Source organism: Pseudonocardia charpentierae (assembly GCF_031845345.1).
GTDB lineage: Bacteria > Actinomycetota > Actinomycetes > Mycobacteriales > Pseudonocardiaceae > Pseudonocardia > Pseudonocardia charpentierae.
Genome location: NZ_JAVREJ010000008.1, coordinates 137,247 through 150,728, shown reverse-complemented (window position 1 = coordinate 150,728; position 13,482 = coordinate 137,247). Strand labels below are relative to the sequence as shown.

13 protein-coding genes are annotated in these 13,482 nt (G+C 75.2%); 9 read left to right on the top strand and 4 right to left on the bottom strand.

Features of this window, described 5'->3' with window-relative positions:
- The 3 genes from RM445_RS13825 (at position 1) to RM445_RS13815 (ending at position 1,033) form a co-directional block, all read left to right on the top strand.
- Positions 1 to 318, top strand: coding sequence for a hypothetical protein (locus tag RM445_RS13825; protein ID WP_311556630.1), 318 nt, complete (start codon positions 1 to 3; stop codon positions 316 to 318).
- Between the two features lie 22 nt (positions 319 to 340).
- Positions 341 to 760 (top strand): SAV_6107 family HEPN domain-containing protein, encoded by a 420-nt coding sequence (locus RM445_RS13820; protein WP_311556629.1) that lies wholly within the window; start codon positions 341 to 343, stop codon positions 758 to 760.
- A 63-nt stretch (positions 761 to 823) separates the two neighbouring features.
- Positions 824 to 1,033, top strand: coding sequence for a DUF3072 domain-containing protein (locus RM445_RS13815; RefSeq protein WP_311556628.1), 210 nt, complete (start codon positions 824 to 826; stop codon positions 1,031 to 1,033).
- 39 nt (positions 1,034 to 1,072) lie between these two features.
- On the opposite strand, the gene RM445_RS13810 is transcribed toward RM445_RS13815, so the two are convergent.
- The gene (locus RM445_RS13810; protein WP_311556627.1) at positions 1,073 to 1,975 is read right to left on the bottom strand and encodes a ParA family protein; all 903 of its coding nucleotides are present in this window, start codon (positions 1,973 to 1,975) and stop codon (positions 1,073 to 1,075) included.
- 42 nt (positions 1,976 to 2,017) lie between these two features.
- On the opposite strand from RM445_RS13810, the gene RM445_RS13805 reads away from it, so the two are divergent.
- Both RM445_RS13805 and RM445_RS13800 read left to right on the top strand, forming a co-directional pair.
- The gene (locus RM445_RS13805; protein ID WP_311556626.1) at positions 2,018 to 2,779 is read left to right on the top strand and encodes a class I SAM-dependent methyltransferase; all 762 of its coding nucleotides are present in this window, start codon (positions 2,018 to 2,020) and stop codon (positions 2,777 to 2,779) included.
- Positions 2,780 to 3,056: 277 nt separating this feature from the next.
- Positions 3,057 to 3,443 carry a DUF3040 domain-containing protein gene (locus tag RM445_RS13800; protein WP_311556625.1) on the top strand — a complete coding sequence of 129 codons (387 nt, stop codon included), beginning with the start codon at positions 3,057 to 3,059 and terminating at the stop codon, positions 3,441 to 3,443.
- 65 nt (positions 3,444 to 3,508) lie between these two features.
- Here the strand turns inward: RM445_RS13800 and RM445_RS13795 are convergent, their stop codons facing one another.
- The 3 genes from RM445_RS13795 to RM445_RS13785 are packed head-to-tail and all read right to left on the bottom strand — an operon-like array spanning position 3,509 to position 8,302.
- Positions 3,509 to 5,836, bottom strand: coding sequence for a transglutaminase family protein (locus RM445_RS13795; RefSeq protein WP_311556624.1), 2,328 nt, complete (start codon positions 5,834 to 5,836; stop codon positions 3,509 to 3,511).
- A complete protein-coding gene (locus tag RM445_RS13790) occupies positions 5,833 to 7,218 on the bottom strand; it encodes a DUF58 domain-containing protein (RefSeq protein WP_311556623.1) in 1,386 nt (461 codons plus the stop codon). Before RM445_RS13790 ends, RM445_RS13795 begins: the two co-directional genes overlap by 4 nt.
- A gap of 7 nt (positions 7,219 to 7,225) precedes the next feature.
- On the bottom strand, positions 7,226 to 8,302 hold the full coding sequence (locus RM445_RS13785) for an AAA family ATPase (RefSeq protein ID WP_397469294.1): 1,077 nt from the start codon (positions 8,300 to 8,302) through the stop codon (positions 7,226 to 7,228).
- 364 nt (positions 8,303 to 8,666) lie between these two features.
- On the opposite strand from RM445_RS13785, the gene mraZ reads away from it, so the two are divergent.
- The 4 genes from mraZ to RM445_RS13765 all read left to right on the top strand — a co-directional run bounded on the left by mraZ (position 8,667) and on the right by RM445_RS13765 (position 13,370).
- A complete protein-coding gene (gene mraZ, locus RM445_RS13780) occupies positions 8,667 to 9,098 on the top strand; it encodes a division/cell wall cluster transcriptional repressor MraZ (RefSeq protein WP_311556621.1) in 432 nt (143 codons plus the stop codon).
- Between the two features lie 288 nt (positions 9,099 to 9,386).
- Positions 9,387 to 10,379, top strand: a complete 993-nt coding sequence (rsmH, locus tag RM445_RS13775; protein WP_311556620.1) for a 16S rRNA (cytosine(1402)-N(4))-methyltransferase RsmH — start codon at positions 9,387 to 9,389, stop codon at positions 10,377 to 10,379.
- A 73-nt stretch (positions 10,380 to 10,452) separates the two neighbouring features.
- On the top strand, positions 10,453 to 11,397 hold the full coding sequence (locus RM445_RS13770; RefSeq protein WP_311556619.1) for a hypothetical protein: 945 nt from the start codon (positions 10,453 to 10,455) through the stop codon (positions 11,395 to 11,397).
- Complete coding sequence (locus RM445_RS13765; protein ID WP_311556618.1) at positions 11,397 to 13,370, top strand: peptidoglycan D,D-transpeptidase FtsI family protein; 1,974 nt, start codon at positions 11,397 to 11,399, stop codon at positions 13,368 to 13,370. Before RM445_RS13770 ends, RM445_RS13765 begins: the two co-directional genes overlap by 1 nt.
- Positions 13,371 to 13,482 lie beyond the last annotated feature (112 nt).

Here is a 13,482-nt window from a genome sequence, read left to right as displayed (position 1 = left end):
GTGAGCCCCTTCAACCGCATGTTCGGCGGGCGGTCGCCGGCGCCCGTGCACGTCCGCTACCAGGACGGCGAACCGGTGGAGTTCCAGCGCCGTCCGATGCGGAGGGGCTCGCGGTTCCTCATCACGGACGTGCGCGACCGGTGGATCGAGGAGTCGCCGTGGCCGTTCCCGTCGCCGATGCCGGTGGGAGGCGACCGGATGCGGTGCTGGCGGGTCGTGGCGCGGTCGGCGGACGAGCCCTACGCCCCCGCGCACGAGTTCGTGCTGCGGATGCGGGCCGGCCCGGGGGTGTGGGACCTGGTCCGGGTGGCCGAGTGAGAACGGAACGGGGGAGACGGCGATGACGGTGACCACGGAGCGGGCGGCGGCGCCGCCCCCGATGCCGGCGCCCACGTCACGGGCGGCCTTCGGGCTGCTCCGGCAGGCGGCCGACGGCCTGGCCGAGGCGCACGGGGAGGCGGACCCGCTGCTGCGCTACCCGGCGGCCTATCTCGCAGCCCTGCGGGCGGCCGCCGCCGTCCTCGCGGTCCGGGCCCGGCCCAAGCCGCGCCGCGGTGCTCCGCGCGACGTGTGGCACCTGCTGGCCGAGGTCGCGCCGGAGCTGGGGGAGTGGGCGGCGTTCTTCGCCTCCTGCTCCGACATCCGGGCGGCGGCGGAGGCGGGAATCGCGCGCTTGGTGAGCCGTCGGGACGCCGATGATCTGCTGCGGCAGGCCGAGCAGTTCGTCGGCATCGTGCGGGAGCTCGTGCCGCTGCGCTGACCGGGCCGCCGACCAGTCGGCCCCGACGTGCGCGACCCCGGTGTTCGAAGATATGTTCGAGTCATGGCAGATCCCCAGGATGTCACTGAGAACGCAGCGAAGGACCCCGACGACTGGACCACCGGCGACGAGCCGATGACCGGTCCGCAGAAGTCGTACCTGCACACGCTGGCCCAGCAGGCCGGTGAAGAGGCCCCGGCGGACGACCTGTCGAAGGCCGACGCGTCGAAGGCGATCGATGCGCTGCAGGAGAAGACCGGACGCGGCCAGTAGCACTCGTCCACAGCCGGCTTCGGATCACCGGCGGGGCGCCTAGCGTGCGGCCTCGCGCAGGGCCTGGTGATCGGCGGCCGCGTCGTCGTCGGCGCGGTCGCCACCGAGGTCGCTCTCGTTCGAGGCGGCCGTGTCGTCGTGCCGGTCCCGCCGGCTCCGGGAGGTGCGCAACACCCGGCCGAGCAGCGTGGTGAACACGGCCGAGATCTCCCGCGCGCCCGGCGTGTCCCACCGCTGGATCGGCAGGCACGCCCCCTGGGCCTGCTGGATCGCCGACCGGTCGGGCAGCACGTTGCTGAACACCAGTGGCCCGAACAGCTCTCGGAGCTCGGAGATCCGGAACTCGTGCTCGCTGTTGCGCGGGCGCACGCGGTTGACCACCACACCGAGGGGCTGCAGGTCCGGGTTGCCGCGCTCCCGCTCGCTCTGGACCGCGTCGAAGGCTCGCTGGACCCCGGACACGGCGAACATCGTGGGGTCGGTGACCAGCACGGCCCGCTGGGCGGCGCTCAGCGCGCTGCGGGTGAGCTGGCCCAGCGACGGCGGGCAGTCGACGATCACGAGCCGGTAGGGCTCCTCCGGCCCGTCGGCCCCGTTCCGGAGCCGGTCCAGGGCGCGGGCGAGGCGGCCCAGCTGCGCGGCGCCCGGATCCGGGCGGTTGTGCCGCTCGGTCTGCTCGGCACCGACCAGCACGTCCACCCCCTCGCCCCAGCCGCTGGGCGCGATCGCGCGGTGCACCACGGCCGTGGTCGGGTCGTCGAGGACGTCCGCGACGGTGGCGGTGGTGGGCCCGGCGTCCAGCGCGACCGTGGCGTTGGCCTGCGGGTCGAGGTCGACGACCAGGGTGCGCACGCCGTGCGCCTGGGCGGCTCCGGCAAGGCCGAGAGCGACGGTGGTCTTGCCCACGCCTCCCTTGAGACTCAGCGACGCGACGACCAGCACGGGCCAAACCTACTCAACCGGTCCGCCCACTACGCTGCGGCTGTGACCACGTCGGCGGGAGAACGAAGCGGCACGGTGAGCGGCGGCGCCGCCCGGCGTGTCGTGGCCGCCGAGGTCGCCCGGCTCCGCCAGGCCCGGCCCGGGGTCGCCCCGCAGGTGCTCGACGTCGGCGGCGGGAGCGGCGCGTGGGCGGTGCCCCTCGCCGGGCTCGGCTGCGCGGTCACGGTCGTCGACTCCAGCCCGAACGCGCTGGCCGCCCTGCAGCGCCGGGCGCGCGACGCCGGGGTGCACGACCTCGTCCGTGCGGTCCAGGGCGATGCGGACGCGCTCGGCGACGTCGTCCCGGCCGGCTCGGCCGACCTCGTGCTGGGCCACAGCCTGCTCGAGATCGTCGACGACCCGGCCCGTGCCGTCGCCGCGCTCACCGCCGCCGCCGGGGTCGGTGCCGCGGTCTCGGTACTGACGGCCGGCAGGTACGCGGCGGTGCTGTCGCGCACCCTGGCCGGTCGGCTCGCCGACGCACGGACCCTGCTCACCGACCCGGACGGGCGCTTCGGCCCGGACGACGCGCTGCGCCGCCGGCTGGGCGCTGACGCGTTGCAGGCGCTCCTGGAGAACGGCGGCTTGCGGGTGGAGGTCCTGCAGGGCGACGGCGTGCTGGAGGGCTGGGTGCCCGGTGCCACCCGCGACGGCAGCCCGTCCGCCACCCGGGCCGTGGCGGAGCTGGAGGAGCTGGCGACCGGGGTGACTCCGCTGCGTGACGTGGCGGCGCGGTTGCACGCCCTCGCGCGACGCACCGGCTGACGGCGGTATCCGCCGCCATCGGAAGCGACGCCCCGTGGGGCGTCTGCAACTCGGCTCGCCGGATCGACCGCCCGAAGCACGTGACCGTGATGTGAGGGTTTCGACACCCCGTGTCCACCCGCCGATGGTTGCCCGTATCACCACTGGCCGAGTCCGGGTAGTCGTCAAGCCGTAGGACTCGTATCCTTCGGGTGGACGTCCACCCTGGGCGCTCGTCGCGTCGCTCCGGCACTATGGAAGAGACCGACAGGAACGTGAAAGTGCCGGAGGCGAAGTCATGCCCCTCTCCGAGCACGAGCAGCGACTGCTCGACCAGATCGAGCGTGCTCTCTACGCCGAGGACCCCAAGTTCGTATCCACCGTCCGTGGTGGCCGGTTGCGCAAACCGACCCGCCGCCGGCGCCTGCAGGGCATCGCCGTCTTCGCGCTCGGGCTGGTACTGCTCGTGCTGGGCGTCGCCGTCCGGGCGCTCTGGATCGCCGACAATTTCCCTGTACTCAGCGTCGTCGGATTCCTGGTGATGCTCGCCGGAGCGGTGATGGCTGTCACAGCCGTCGGCGCGAAGGGGCAGCAGGCCGGTACGCCCAAACGCGGTGAGCCCGACAAGAGCCGCTTCACCGGTCGGATGGAGGAGCGGTTCCGCCGTCGCTTCGAACAAGAGTGACGCGCTCCTCGCCCTGAGGACGCTCGTCGCTCCATAGTGACTCTGCGACACCGCGGTGGTCCGGCTCAGCGCCGGGTCACCGCGGTGTCGTCGTTGTTCCGGTCGTCCGCGTCCTCATCCGCGGCGTTCCGGTCCGTGCGGCCGGGCCGCCGGTCGACCACCGACGCCGGGAACATCCTGCGGTGGAGGGGGAGCGGCGCGGCGCGCAGCGCCGCGGAGACCGTCCGGGTCGGCCCGGCGAGAGCTCCGGGTGCCGGATCGACGCCTCCGTACCAGCTCTCCTCGACGATCCCGGTCACGGTGTCCACCGCCCGGCGGGCCTCCGCGTCGAGACCGTGGGCCTGGACCATCCGGTCGGCCGCGGTCCGGACCGTGTCCGTCGCCCGTCCCGGTACCCCGTGGTCCGCCGACTCCGCCAGCAGTTCCGCCCACGCGGCCTCGGCGGCCCCGACGCCACCGGCGTCGGCCGAGGCGAGGCGCCGTCGGCGCATCCGGGCCCGCCACCACGCCGGTGCGGCGGCGGCCGCCGCGACCAGCAGCATCAGCAGTGCGAGCACGAGCGGCAGGGGTGAGCCGGACGGTGCGGCCTCGCCGGGTGCGGGCGCCCCGTCGGCGGACTCCGCTGCGGTCTCCGGTGCTCCCGCCTCGGGCGCCGCCGTCTCCTCGGGGGCGGGCGGCGATGGGGCCGCCGATTCCGCCGGCTGGTCGTCGGAACCATCACCGGTCTCCCCGGCCGCCTCCGCGACGTACGGCGGGACGATCGCCCGGCCGTCGTTGAGGGGTGTCGGGTCGAACGTCGTCCAACCGGCGCCGGGGAACCACGCCTCCACCCACGCGTGGGCGTCCGCGGTGCTCACCGAGCGGGCGTCGTCGGCCTCCCGGCCCCCGGTGAAGCCGACGGCGACCCGGGCCGGCACCCCGAGGGTCCGCAGCATCACCGCCATCGCCGAGGCGAACTGCTCGCAGTAGCCGCGCTTGCCGATCGTCAGGAACTCGACGAGTGCGTCGTCGCCGTTGCCCGGTGCCGTCGACAGGTCGTAGGTGAACGTGGAGTCCGGCCCGGTGAACCACTGGTTGAGCGCGACGGCCCGGTCGAACCCGGTCGGCGCGTCAGCGGTGATCTCCCGCGCGATGGCGGCGACCCGCCGGTCGACGCCGTCCGTGTTGAGGAACAGCGGATCGACGCCGTTCGCGCCGTCGGCCGCCCGCAGTGCCTCGGCCGTCGGCGTCGGCAGGAGCGTCTCCTGCGTCCACGACCGCTCCTGCTGGGGCCGGTTGCTGTACGCCGTGCCGCTGAGCGCGTCGTAGCTCCACCGCTCCCCGTCCGGACCCGCGACCCCGAGCGGGACGCCGTAGACGGGCAGCCAGTAGTCACGGAATCCGACGTTCTCGATGTCGACGCTCGCCCGGTCGCCGGCGACGTCCGACCCGGGCAGCGGACCCGTCAGCGGCGTGCCCGGTCCGGGGCGGCGCACCTGCCAGCCCGCGTCCGGGACGTAGGTGCTCAGGGTCAGCGCCCGCAGGTAGGTGGGCCGGGGGAGGCCGGTGACCCGGAACAGCTCGCTCGGCGTGGACTGCAGCAACTCTCCACGCAAGGCCGTGAACGGGCTCAGCCCGATCTCCCCGACGCGGCTGGCGCCCACTCCGCCGGTGCTCGGGAACCTCCCCGCGGTCCCGACCGCTCCGGCCGCGGCACCCGCCCCCAGGGCCAGGACGACGGCGGCGGCCACGATCCCGGCGGCACCCACGCCCGGGCGCCACTGCCGGTGATCGGAGGGCGGGCCGGGCCGGGCGAGGAGCAGCAGCCCGAACCCGGCGGCCCCCGCAGCCGGCATCCACGCGGGCAGCAGGTCGTCGGCGAGCGCTGCGGGGACGGCGAACACCGCGAGCAGCAGCACCCCCACCGCGCCAGGCGCTCCGGCCCCGACCGTCACCACGTGCACGGCGACCGCCGTCACCCCGAACGCGAGCGTGACGAGCAGCAGCATCGCCGGCGTTGCGGGTACCGGCGCCGCCTCTGTCCGGATCTGGGTCGCCGCGTCCCCGACCAGGGCGGTCAGCTCGCCGACGGCGGCCGGTCCGGGCACGATCCCCAGCACGCCCGACCCGGTGAACAGGCCGGTGAGGAGCACCGCCAGGGCCGCGAACTGCGCGACGACCACGCCGCCGACCCCGCGCGGTCGGACGGCGGCCCCGAGCAGGCCGACGGCGACGACCAGGCCTACCGCGCCCGCCGCGTACCCCCACCACGACGTGCCCTGCACGACGGCGCCCACGGGAGAGCCCGCGAGCAGGAGCGCGATCCCGGCCCAGACCGGGCGCAGCCAGGCCGTCCGCCGGACCCGGGCCTGCGGCGGGATGTCCGGCGTGGCCGGTGGGGCGAGCGCGGTCACGACACACCGGCCTGCGGAGCCGGGGACGACACCAGTTCGTCCCACACACCCTCGGGCCGGTCGCCACGCCTGGCCACGGTGACCGCCCACCCCGCACCGCGCAGGACGGCGGCCGTCGCCTCGACGGGGACCGCCCGGCCGGCCGGGGTGAAGACCGGTGGCGTGCCGGCGCCCCAGCTCGCGACGTCGAGCAGCACGGCGTGCCCCTGGCCGGCGGAGCGGGCGAGCAGCGCCGGAAGCTCGTCGGTGGCCGTCGATCCGAGCACCGCGAGAAGGTCGCCGGAGCCCGGCAGCGCCGGACCGCCGAGGTCGGTGTGGGCGGAGGGACGCAGCGTCGCGAGCCCGTCGAGCACGCCGTCCGCGCCGCCGACGGAGCCGGGCGAGGCCGGACTGCCGCCGTCCTCGGTCACGAGTTCCACGGGTTCGCCCCGCTCGATCAGGTGCACGCAGGCGCTGGCCGCGAAGGTCACCGCCCACTCCAGGCTCGCGCCCGGACCGTGCCCGCGGTGCGCGGCGGCCCGCCGGTCGAGCAGCACGGTGACGCCGCCGCGCCACGGCCGCTCCTCGAGCCGGACCATCAGCTCGTCGTGGCGCGCCGTGCTGCGCCAGTGCACGCGCCGCAGCTCGTCGCCGCTTCGGTAGGGCCGGACGAGCACGTCCGAGCGGCCCTGACCGGAGCCCGACGAGCCCGCGCCGTGCGCCCCGTCGCTCGAGCCGAGCGCGTGCGGGACCCCGTGCAGCGGCACGGTCGTCGGCAGCACCAGCAGCCGTTCCGTGCCCGGGACCGTGCGGGCGAACTCGGCCAGACCGAGCGGGTCCGTGCCGTACGCGACGAGCGGGCCGATCCGGTGCACGCCCCGCCGCACCGGGCGGAGGGTGTAGTGCACGGCGGCGTCCACGCCCCGCGCACGCGACGGGACCAGGAACCGCGGTGGGGACGTGGCCCCTACGGCGTCCGGCGCGGTGTCGACCAGCTCCAGCGGACCGACCGCCGCCCCTCCGGTGACCTGCAACGTGACGGTCGCGGGTGCGCCGACGGGGAGCCGGTGCGGCGAGAGCGCCCGCTGCACGCGCACGGTCCGCCGGGTGGCCAGGGCGAGCAGCAGCGCGAGCAGGGGGAGTACGGCGGCGAAGGCGCCGATCCGCAGCAGGTCGCGCTCCTCGAGCGGGATCGCGCACGCGGCGGTGGCGATCCCGGCGGCCAGCAGGCAGCGGCCGCGGGTGCTCAGGACGGTGCGGTCGGCCGGGCGGGCGACCGCACCGAGGGCCGAGCCGCCCTCGGCTGCGTCCCGGTCGTCGCGCGACGCCGCGGCCGGACCGGCGCCGGACGTCCGCGAGCCGGTCGGCCGGGCCGCGGGGAGGTCCGTCGGATCCGGAGCCACGGGCCGCTCAGGACCGGGCCGGCGCCGGGACCGGCAGGCGGGCGAGCAGGCCGTGTACCAGGTCGGTGGTCGAGCGCCGGGCGGCGCGGGCGTCGGGAGCCAGCAGCAGCCGGTGGGCCAGCACGGGGACCGCGACGGCGCGCACGTCGTCGGGGACGACGTAGCTGCGGCCGTGCAGCGCGGCCTGGGCGCGGGCGGTGCGCACCAGGTGCAGCGTCGCGCGGGGCGAGGCGCCCAGCCGGAGGTCGGGCAGCCGCCGCGTGGCGGTGACGAGGTCGACGCAGTACTGCCGGATCTCGGCGCTGACCCGGACACGGCGGACGGCCTCGATCACCGCCTGCACCGTCGGCGCGTCCGCGACGGGACGCAGCTGATCCAGCGGGTCCGCGGCGGCGTGCTCGTCGAGCATGGTCAGCTCGGCGGCCGGGTCCGGGTAGCCGACGCTGACCCGCGCGGTGAAGCGGTCGCGCTGGGCCTCCGGCAGCGGGTAGGTGCCGTCCATCTCGATCGGGTTCTGGGTGGCGACGACGAAGAACGGGCGGGCGAGCCCGTAGGTCACGCCGTCGACGGTGACCTGGTGCTCGGCCATGCACTCGAGCAGCGCGGACTGGGTCTTGGGGGAGGCCCGGTTGATCTCGTCCGCGATCACGACGTTGGCGAAGACCGGCCCGGGCCGGAACTCGAACTCCTCGGTCCGCCGGTTGTAGATCGACATCCCGGTGATGTCGCCGGGCAGCAGGTCCGGGGTGAACTGCACCCGGCTCACCGAGCAGTCGATCGACACCGCCAGGGCCTTGGCCAGCGACGTCTTGCCGACGCCCGGCACGTCCTCCACCAGGAGGTGCCCCTCGGCGAGCAGCGTGACGAGCGCGATGCGCACGACGTCCGGCTTCCCCACGAGCACGTGCTGCACGTTCGCGGCGATCCGGTGGGCGAGCTCGGTCACCTCGGGAAGACCTGCAGCCGGACGGAGCGCCCCGTGGTTCGCCTCGTCTGCTCGCGCCGCGGGCGTGGGCCAACTGCCCGTCGTCGTCACCCGACCCTCCTCGCCGCCCCACCGACGGGGCTGCACCCAGTGTGTCAAAGCCCGGAGCGGCGGCGGGCGGGCCGGGTGGTCGGCCCGCCCTGCCCGTTCCGCGAGGTCTGCGGGCCTGCTCCCCACGGTGGGGGCCGCAGCCCCCCACCGTCCCCCACCACGGAGTCTCTCGAGCACCGAAATTCACTCTCCGTATCGGTTTCAGCTACGGAACGTTCCGATCTTCAAGGTGCGGCGTGTCCCGCTTTCGGGTGGGGCGACGACTTCCCCCACCTCGCACCACGCCTGCCGACCTGCGGAAACACCTGGCGACACGCCGGTGGATGCGGTCCGTGACGGTTGACGGTGGAGCGAAGTGGGGTAGTGTGGTGATCGCTGGAGCACGAGGGGGCCACTGGCTGGAGGTGGGGTCGTGTTCCTCGGCACCTACACCCCCAAGCTGGATGACAAGGGGCGGCTCACGCTGCCCGCGAAGTTCCGGGACGAGCTGCGAGGCGGGCTGATGATCACGAAGGGGCAGGACCACTGCCTGTACGTGTTCCCTCGCGAGACCTTCGCGGAGATGGCCCGGAAGGTGTCGTCGGCACCGCTCACGAGCGAGTCGGCACGCGCCTTCCAGCGCAACCTGTTCTCGGGCACGGACGAGCAGAACCCCGACGCGCAGGGCCGGATCGCCATCATCCCGGAACTGCGCCGCTACGCCGGCCTCACGAAGGACTGCGTGGTACTCGGTGCCTTCACCCGCGCCGAGATCTGGGATGCGCAGCTGTGGCAGCGCTACCAGGAAGAGCACGAGGACGAGTACGCGAAGGCTCAGGAGGAGGTACTTCCCGGCCTCTTCTAGAGCGGGCGACGGCGATGCGGTGACAGGACCACACCGCCCGTGCGCCCTCCCGGATGCCGTGCGACAACGCCCGACGGCCCTGACACACCTTCCCCGGTGCCAGGTCCGCCGTCGTACGCGCACGGCCTCCGGGAGGGTGCGCGGCGGTGGCCCGGTGGGGCCTCGGCAGGGGACGGCAGCTCGGCAGCCGTCCCGCAGGTGTAGGTGCCATGACTAGCAGATCACGGCACAGAACTACTCCGGCTGCCGTCGGCGCATCCGGGAACGGCGCGGGGCGGGAGGTGAGCGGTGGGGCAACATCCCGACGCGGACGCGGCGGGCGGGCCGGCTGGGGCCAGGCACGTCCCCGTCCTCCTGCCCCGTGTCGTTCAACTCCTCGAGCCCGCCTTGCGTGACCGGCCGGCCGTTCTCGTCGACGCCACGCTGGGACTGGGCGGCCACGCCGCCGCCCTGCTCTCCGCGCACCCGCGGCTGACGCTGGTCGGCCTGGACCGCGACCCGGAGGCGCTCGCGCTCGCGGGCCGGCGGCTCGTCGCCTTCTCCGACCGCACCCACCTCGTGCACGCCGTGTACGACCGCATCGCCGATGTCCTGGGGGAACTGGGGCTTCCCCGGGTCGACGGCGTGCTGTTCGACCTCGGGGTGTCGTCGCTGCAGCTCGACGCGGACGAGCGGGGCTTCTCCTACGCCCGCGACGCCGATCTGGACATGCGGATGGACCAGAGCACCGGCCCGACGGCCGCCGACGTGCTCAACACCTACTCGGTGCCCGAGCTCGCCCGCGTGCTGCGCGAGTACGGCGAGGAGCGGTTCGCCTCCCGGATCGCCGCAGCGGTCGCCCGCCGCCGGGCGCGCAGCCCGCTGCGCCGCAGCGCCGAACTCGTCGAGCTGCTGTACGAGGCCGTGCCGGCCGCGTCCCGGCGCACCGGCGGGCACCCCGCCAAGCGGACGTTCCAGGCATTGCGGATCGAGGTCAACGGCGAGCTGGACGCCCTGCAGACCGCCGTGCCCGCGGCGATCGACGCGCTGGCCGTCGGCGGCCGGATCGTCGTGCTCGCCTACCACTCGCTCGAGGACCGGATCGTCAAGCGGGAGCTGGCCGAGCGCGCCCGGTCGCGGACGCCGGAGGGACTGCCCGTCGAGCTGCCCGGACACGGACCCGAGCTTCGGCTGGTGACGCGCGGTGCTGAGGTCGCGGGCGACGACGAGGCCGCCGACAACCCGCGCGCCGCCTCGGTGCGGCTGCGCGCCGCCGAACGGATCGCGGAGGCCGCCGCGTGAGCACCGCCGAGCCGTCGAAGGTCACAGCAGTCAGCACGGTCAGCAGGGTCGTCAGCATCATCGGGGAGGGCACATGAGCGCGCCGGTCGTCGAGCGTCCGCGGGCGGGCAGCACGCGTGCCGCCACCGCGGCGACACGGACCGCCACCCGGCCGAAGGTCCAGCCGGCCGCGGCCGTCCGGGCCCGTCCCCAGCGCGACGAGCGCCCGGCCCGCCCCGCGGCCCGGACCGTGGTGCGGCCGGCCGTGCCCGGGCGCGCCAAGTTCGTGCTCACCGTGATGGTGCTGCTCGGGATCGGCCTGGTCGCGACGCTCTGGCTGTCGACGGCCGCAGCGGCCGACTCCTACCGGCTGCAGGACGCCCGCGCCGCGGCCCGGGACCTCAGCGAGCGCAGCGAGCGGCTGCACCGCGACGTCGCCGCCCTGCAGTCGCCCCCGGCGCTGGCCCAGCGGGCGACGGAGCTGGGCATGGTGCCGGCCAAGGACCCGGCGCGGCTGGTCGTCGCGGCCGACGGGACGACGATGGTGGTGGGCGAGCCCACCGTGGCCGTCGCGCCGCCGGCCGCCGCCGCGCCGCCCGGCCTCGGTGGTGACCCCGCGCCGGCCACAGCGGCGGAGGTGCCGGCAGCCACGTCCGTCGCGGCTGCGCCGCAGTCGGTGCTCGCCGCGGCGATCGCGGCGGTGGAGCCGGCGGTCGAGGAGGCGGAGGCAGCCGAGGCGGCGGAGCAGGCGGCGGAGGGCGACAGCCCCACCTCCGGGACGGACGCGACCGACGGCGACACCGACGCCACCGACACCGACACCGACACCGCGGACACCGACGCGGACACCGACAGCGACGCCGACACGCGGACCGGTACCAGGTCGGACAGGGCGCGTGCCGCGAGCACGGACACGGACTCGACCTCCGACGACTCCGCGGACGCCAGGACCGGCGCACGGTCGACCGGTACCTCGGGCACCTCGGGCACATCCGGGACGGCGGCACGCTCCACCCGGACGAGCACGGGCACCGGCTGATGCCCGCGGCCCCGCCCCGCACCCGCCCGGCAGGCGCCGCTCGAAGCTCGCCGTCCGCTCCCCGCAAGGGCGGCCGCGGCCGGACCGGCGTGCGCACGCCCGACCCCCGCCGGCGCCTGCGGGTCGGACAGCTGGTGCTCGTCGCGGCGCTCGTGCTGGCCACCCTCAAGCTCGTCGTCGTGCAGGGTCCGCAGGCCGGCACGCTGCAGACGGGCTCGGCGCGGCAGCGCACGAGCGAGATCGCGCTGCCCGCCGAGCGCGGCAGGCTCCTCGACCGCTCGGGTGCCCCGCTGGCGTTCAGCGTCGAGGCCCGCGCGCTCGTCACCAACCCCCGCCTGATCGCGACGACGAAGGGCGCGGGCACCGCGGCGTACGTCACGGAGATGGCCGCCGGAATCGCGCAGGCGACCGGCGCCGACGCGACCGCGCTGCGCACCGCGCTGGAGAGCGACAAGGGCTACGTCGTGCTCGTGCCGCTCGTCGACCCGGACGTGGCGCGCGCCGTACGCGAGAAGTATCCGGAGATCGCCGAGGAGAAGCGGGAGTCGCGGCAGTATCCCGGAGGCGCGCTGGCGGCGAACGTCGTCGGCGTGGCGTCGTGGAACGCGACCGACCAGAAGCTCACCGGGTTGATGGGCCTGGAGAGCTCGCAGGACAACCTGCTCGCCGGCCAGGACGGGCTGCGGGTGGTGGACACGGCCGAGGGCAGCTCGGCGGTCATCCCCGGTAGCACGCGGTTCGAGCGGCCCGCGACCCCCGGTTCGGATCTGCAGCTGACGCTCGACTCCGACCTGCAGTACACGGTGCAGCGCCAGCTCGCCGAGTACGCCGCGGAGAAGGGCGCCAAGGGCGGTTCCGCGGTGGTGCTCGACTCCGCGACCGGCCAGGTCCTCGCGATGGCCAACGCGCGGACGTTCGACCCCCGCGCGTTCTCGAAGGCCGACGAGTCGACGCTGGGCAACCCGTCGGTGTCGAGCCCGTACGAGCCGGGCTCGGTGAACAAGGTCGTCACGATGGCGGCGGCACTGGAGTACGGCACGGCGTCCCCGGACAAGGTCTTCGCGGTCCCCGGCAGCATCCGGGTGGCCGACCGCACCGTGAGCGACGCCTGGAACCACGGCACGGAGGACTACACGCTCACCGGCATCCTCGCGAAGTCGTCGAACGTCGGGACGATCATGGCCGCGCGGGACGTCGGCGAGGACCGCTTCGCGGACATGCTCGGCCGCTTCGGGCTGGGCCAGCGGACGGGCGTGGGGCTGCCGGGGGAGAGCCCCGGCCGGGTGCCGGCCAGGGAGACCTGGTCCGGGTCGACGTTCGGCAACCTGCCGATCGGGCAGGGCCTGTCGGTGACGGCGCTGCAGATGGCCGGGATGTACCAGGCCGTCGCCAACGACGGGATACGCGTCCCGCCGCGGATCGTCGAGGCCACGATCGGACCGGACGGCGTCCGCACCCCCACCCCGGCGCCGGACCCGGTGCGCGTCGTCTCCCCGGAGACCGCGCAGAAGCTGCGCACGATGCTCACCGCGGTCACGCAGGACGGCCACACCGCCGACTCCCGCGGCACCGGCGCCGCGGCGGCGATCCCGGGCTACCAGGTGGCGGGCAAGACGGGCACCGCGCAGCAGGTCGACCCGACGTGCGGCTGCTACGCCTCGTCGACGTACTGGATCACCTTCGCGGGCATGCTGCCCGCGCAGGACCCGCGGTACGTCGTGGCGATCATGCTGGACGCCCCGCAGGGCGGCACGAGCGCCGCGCCGCTGTTCCACGAGATCGGGTCGTACCTGGCGCAGCGCGAGAAACTGCCGGTGAGCCCGGACCCGCAGCCGGTCCAGACCCTGGTGACGCACGCCCCGCCCGCCGCCGCGGCGGCTCAGGCCGCAACGCCCGGCGACGCGGCCTCCGTTCCGGTCGACGGCGTGGCCCCCGCCCCCGCCCCGGTCGCCGGCGCGACCCCACCCGGCTGACCCGCACCGCAGCGCAAGACTCGCGTACCGCAGCGCAAGACTCGCGCCCAACCTCCGCGCGAGTCTTGCGTCTGTGCACGCGAGTTGCGCGTTCGTGCTCGCGGAGTTTCGC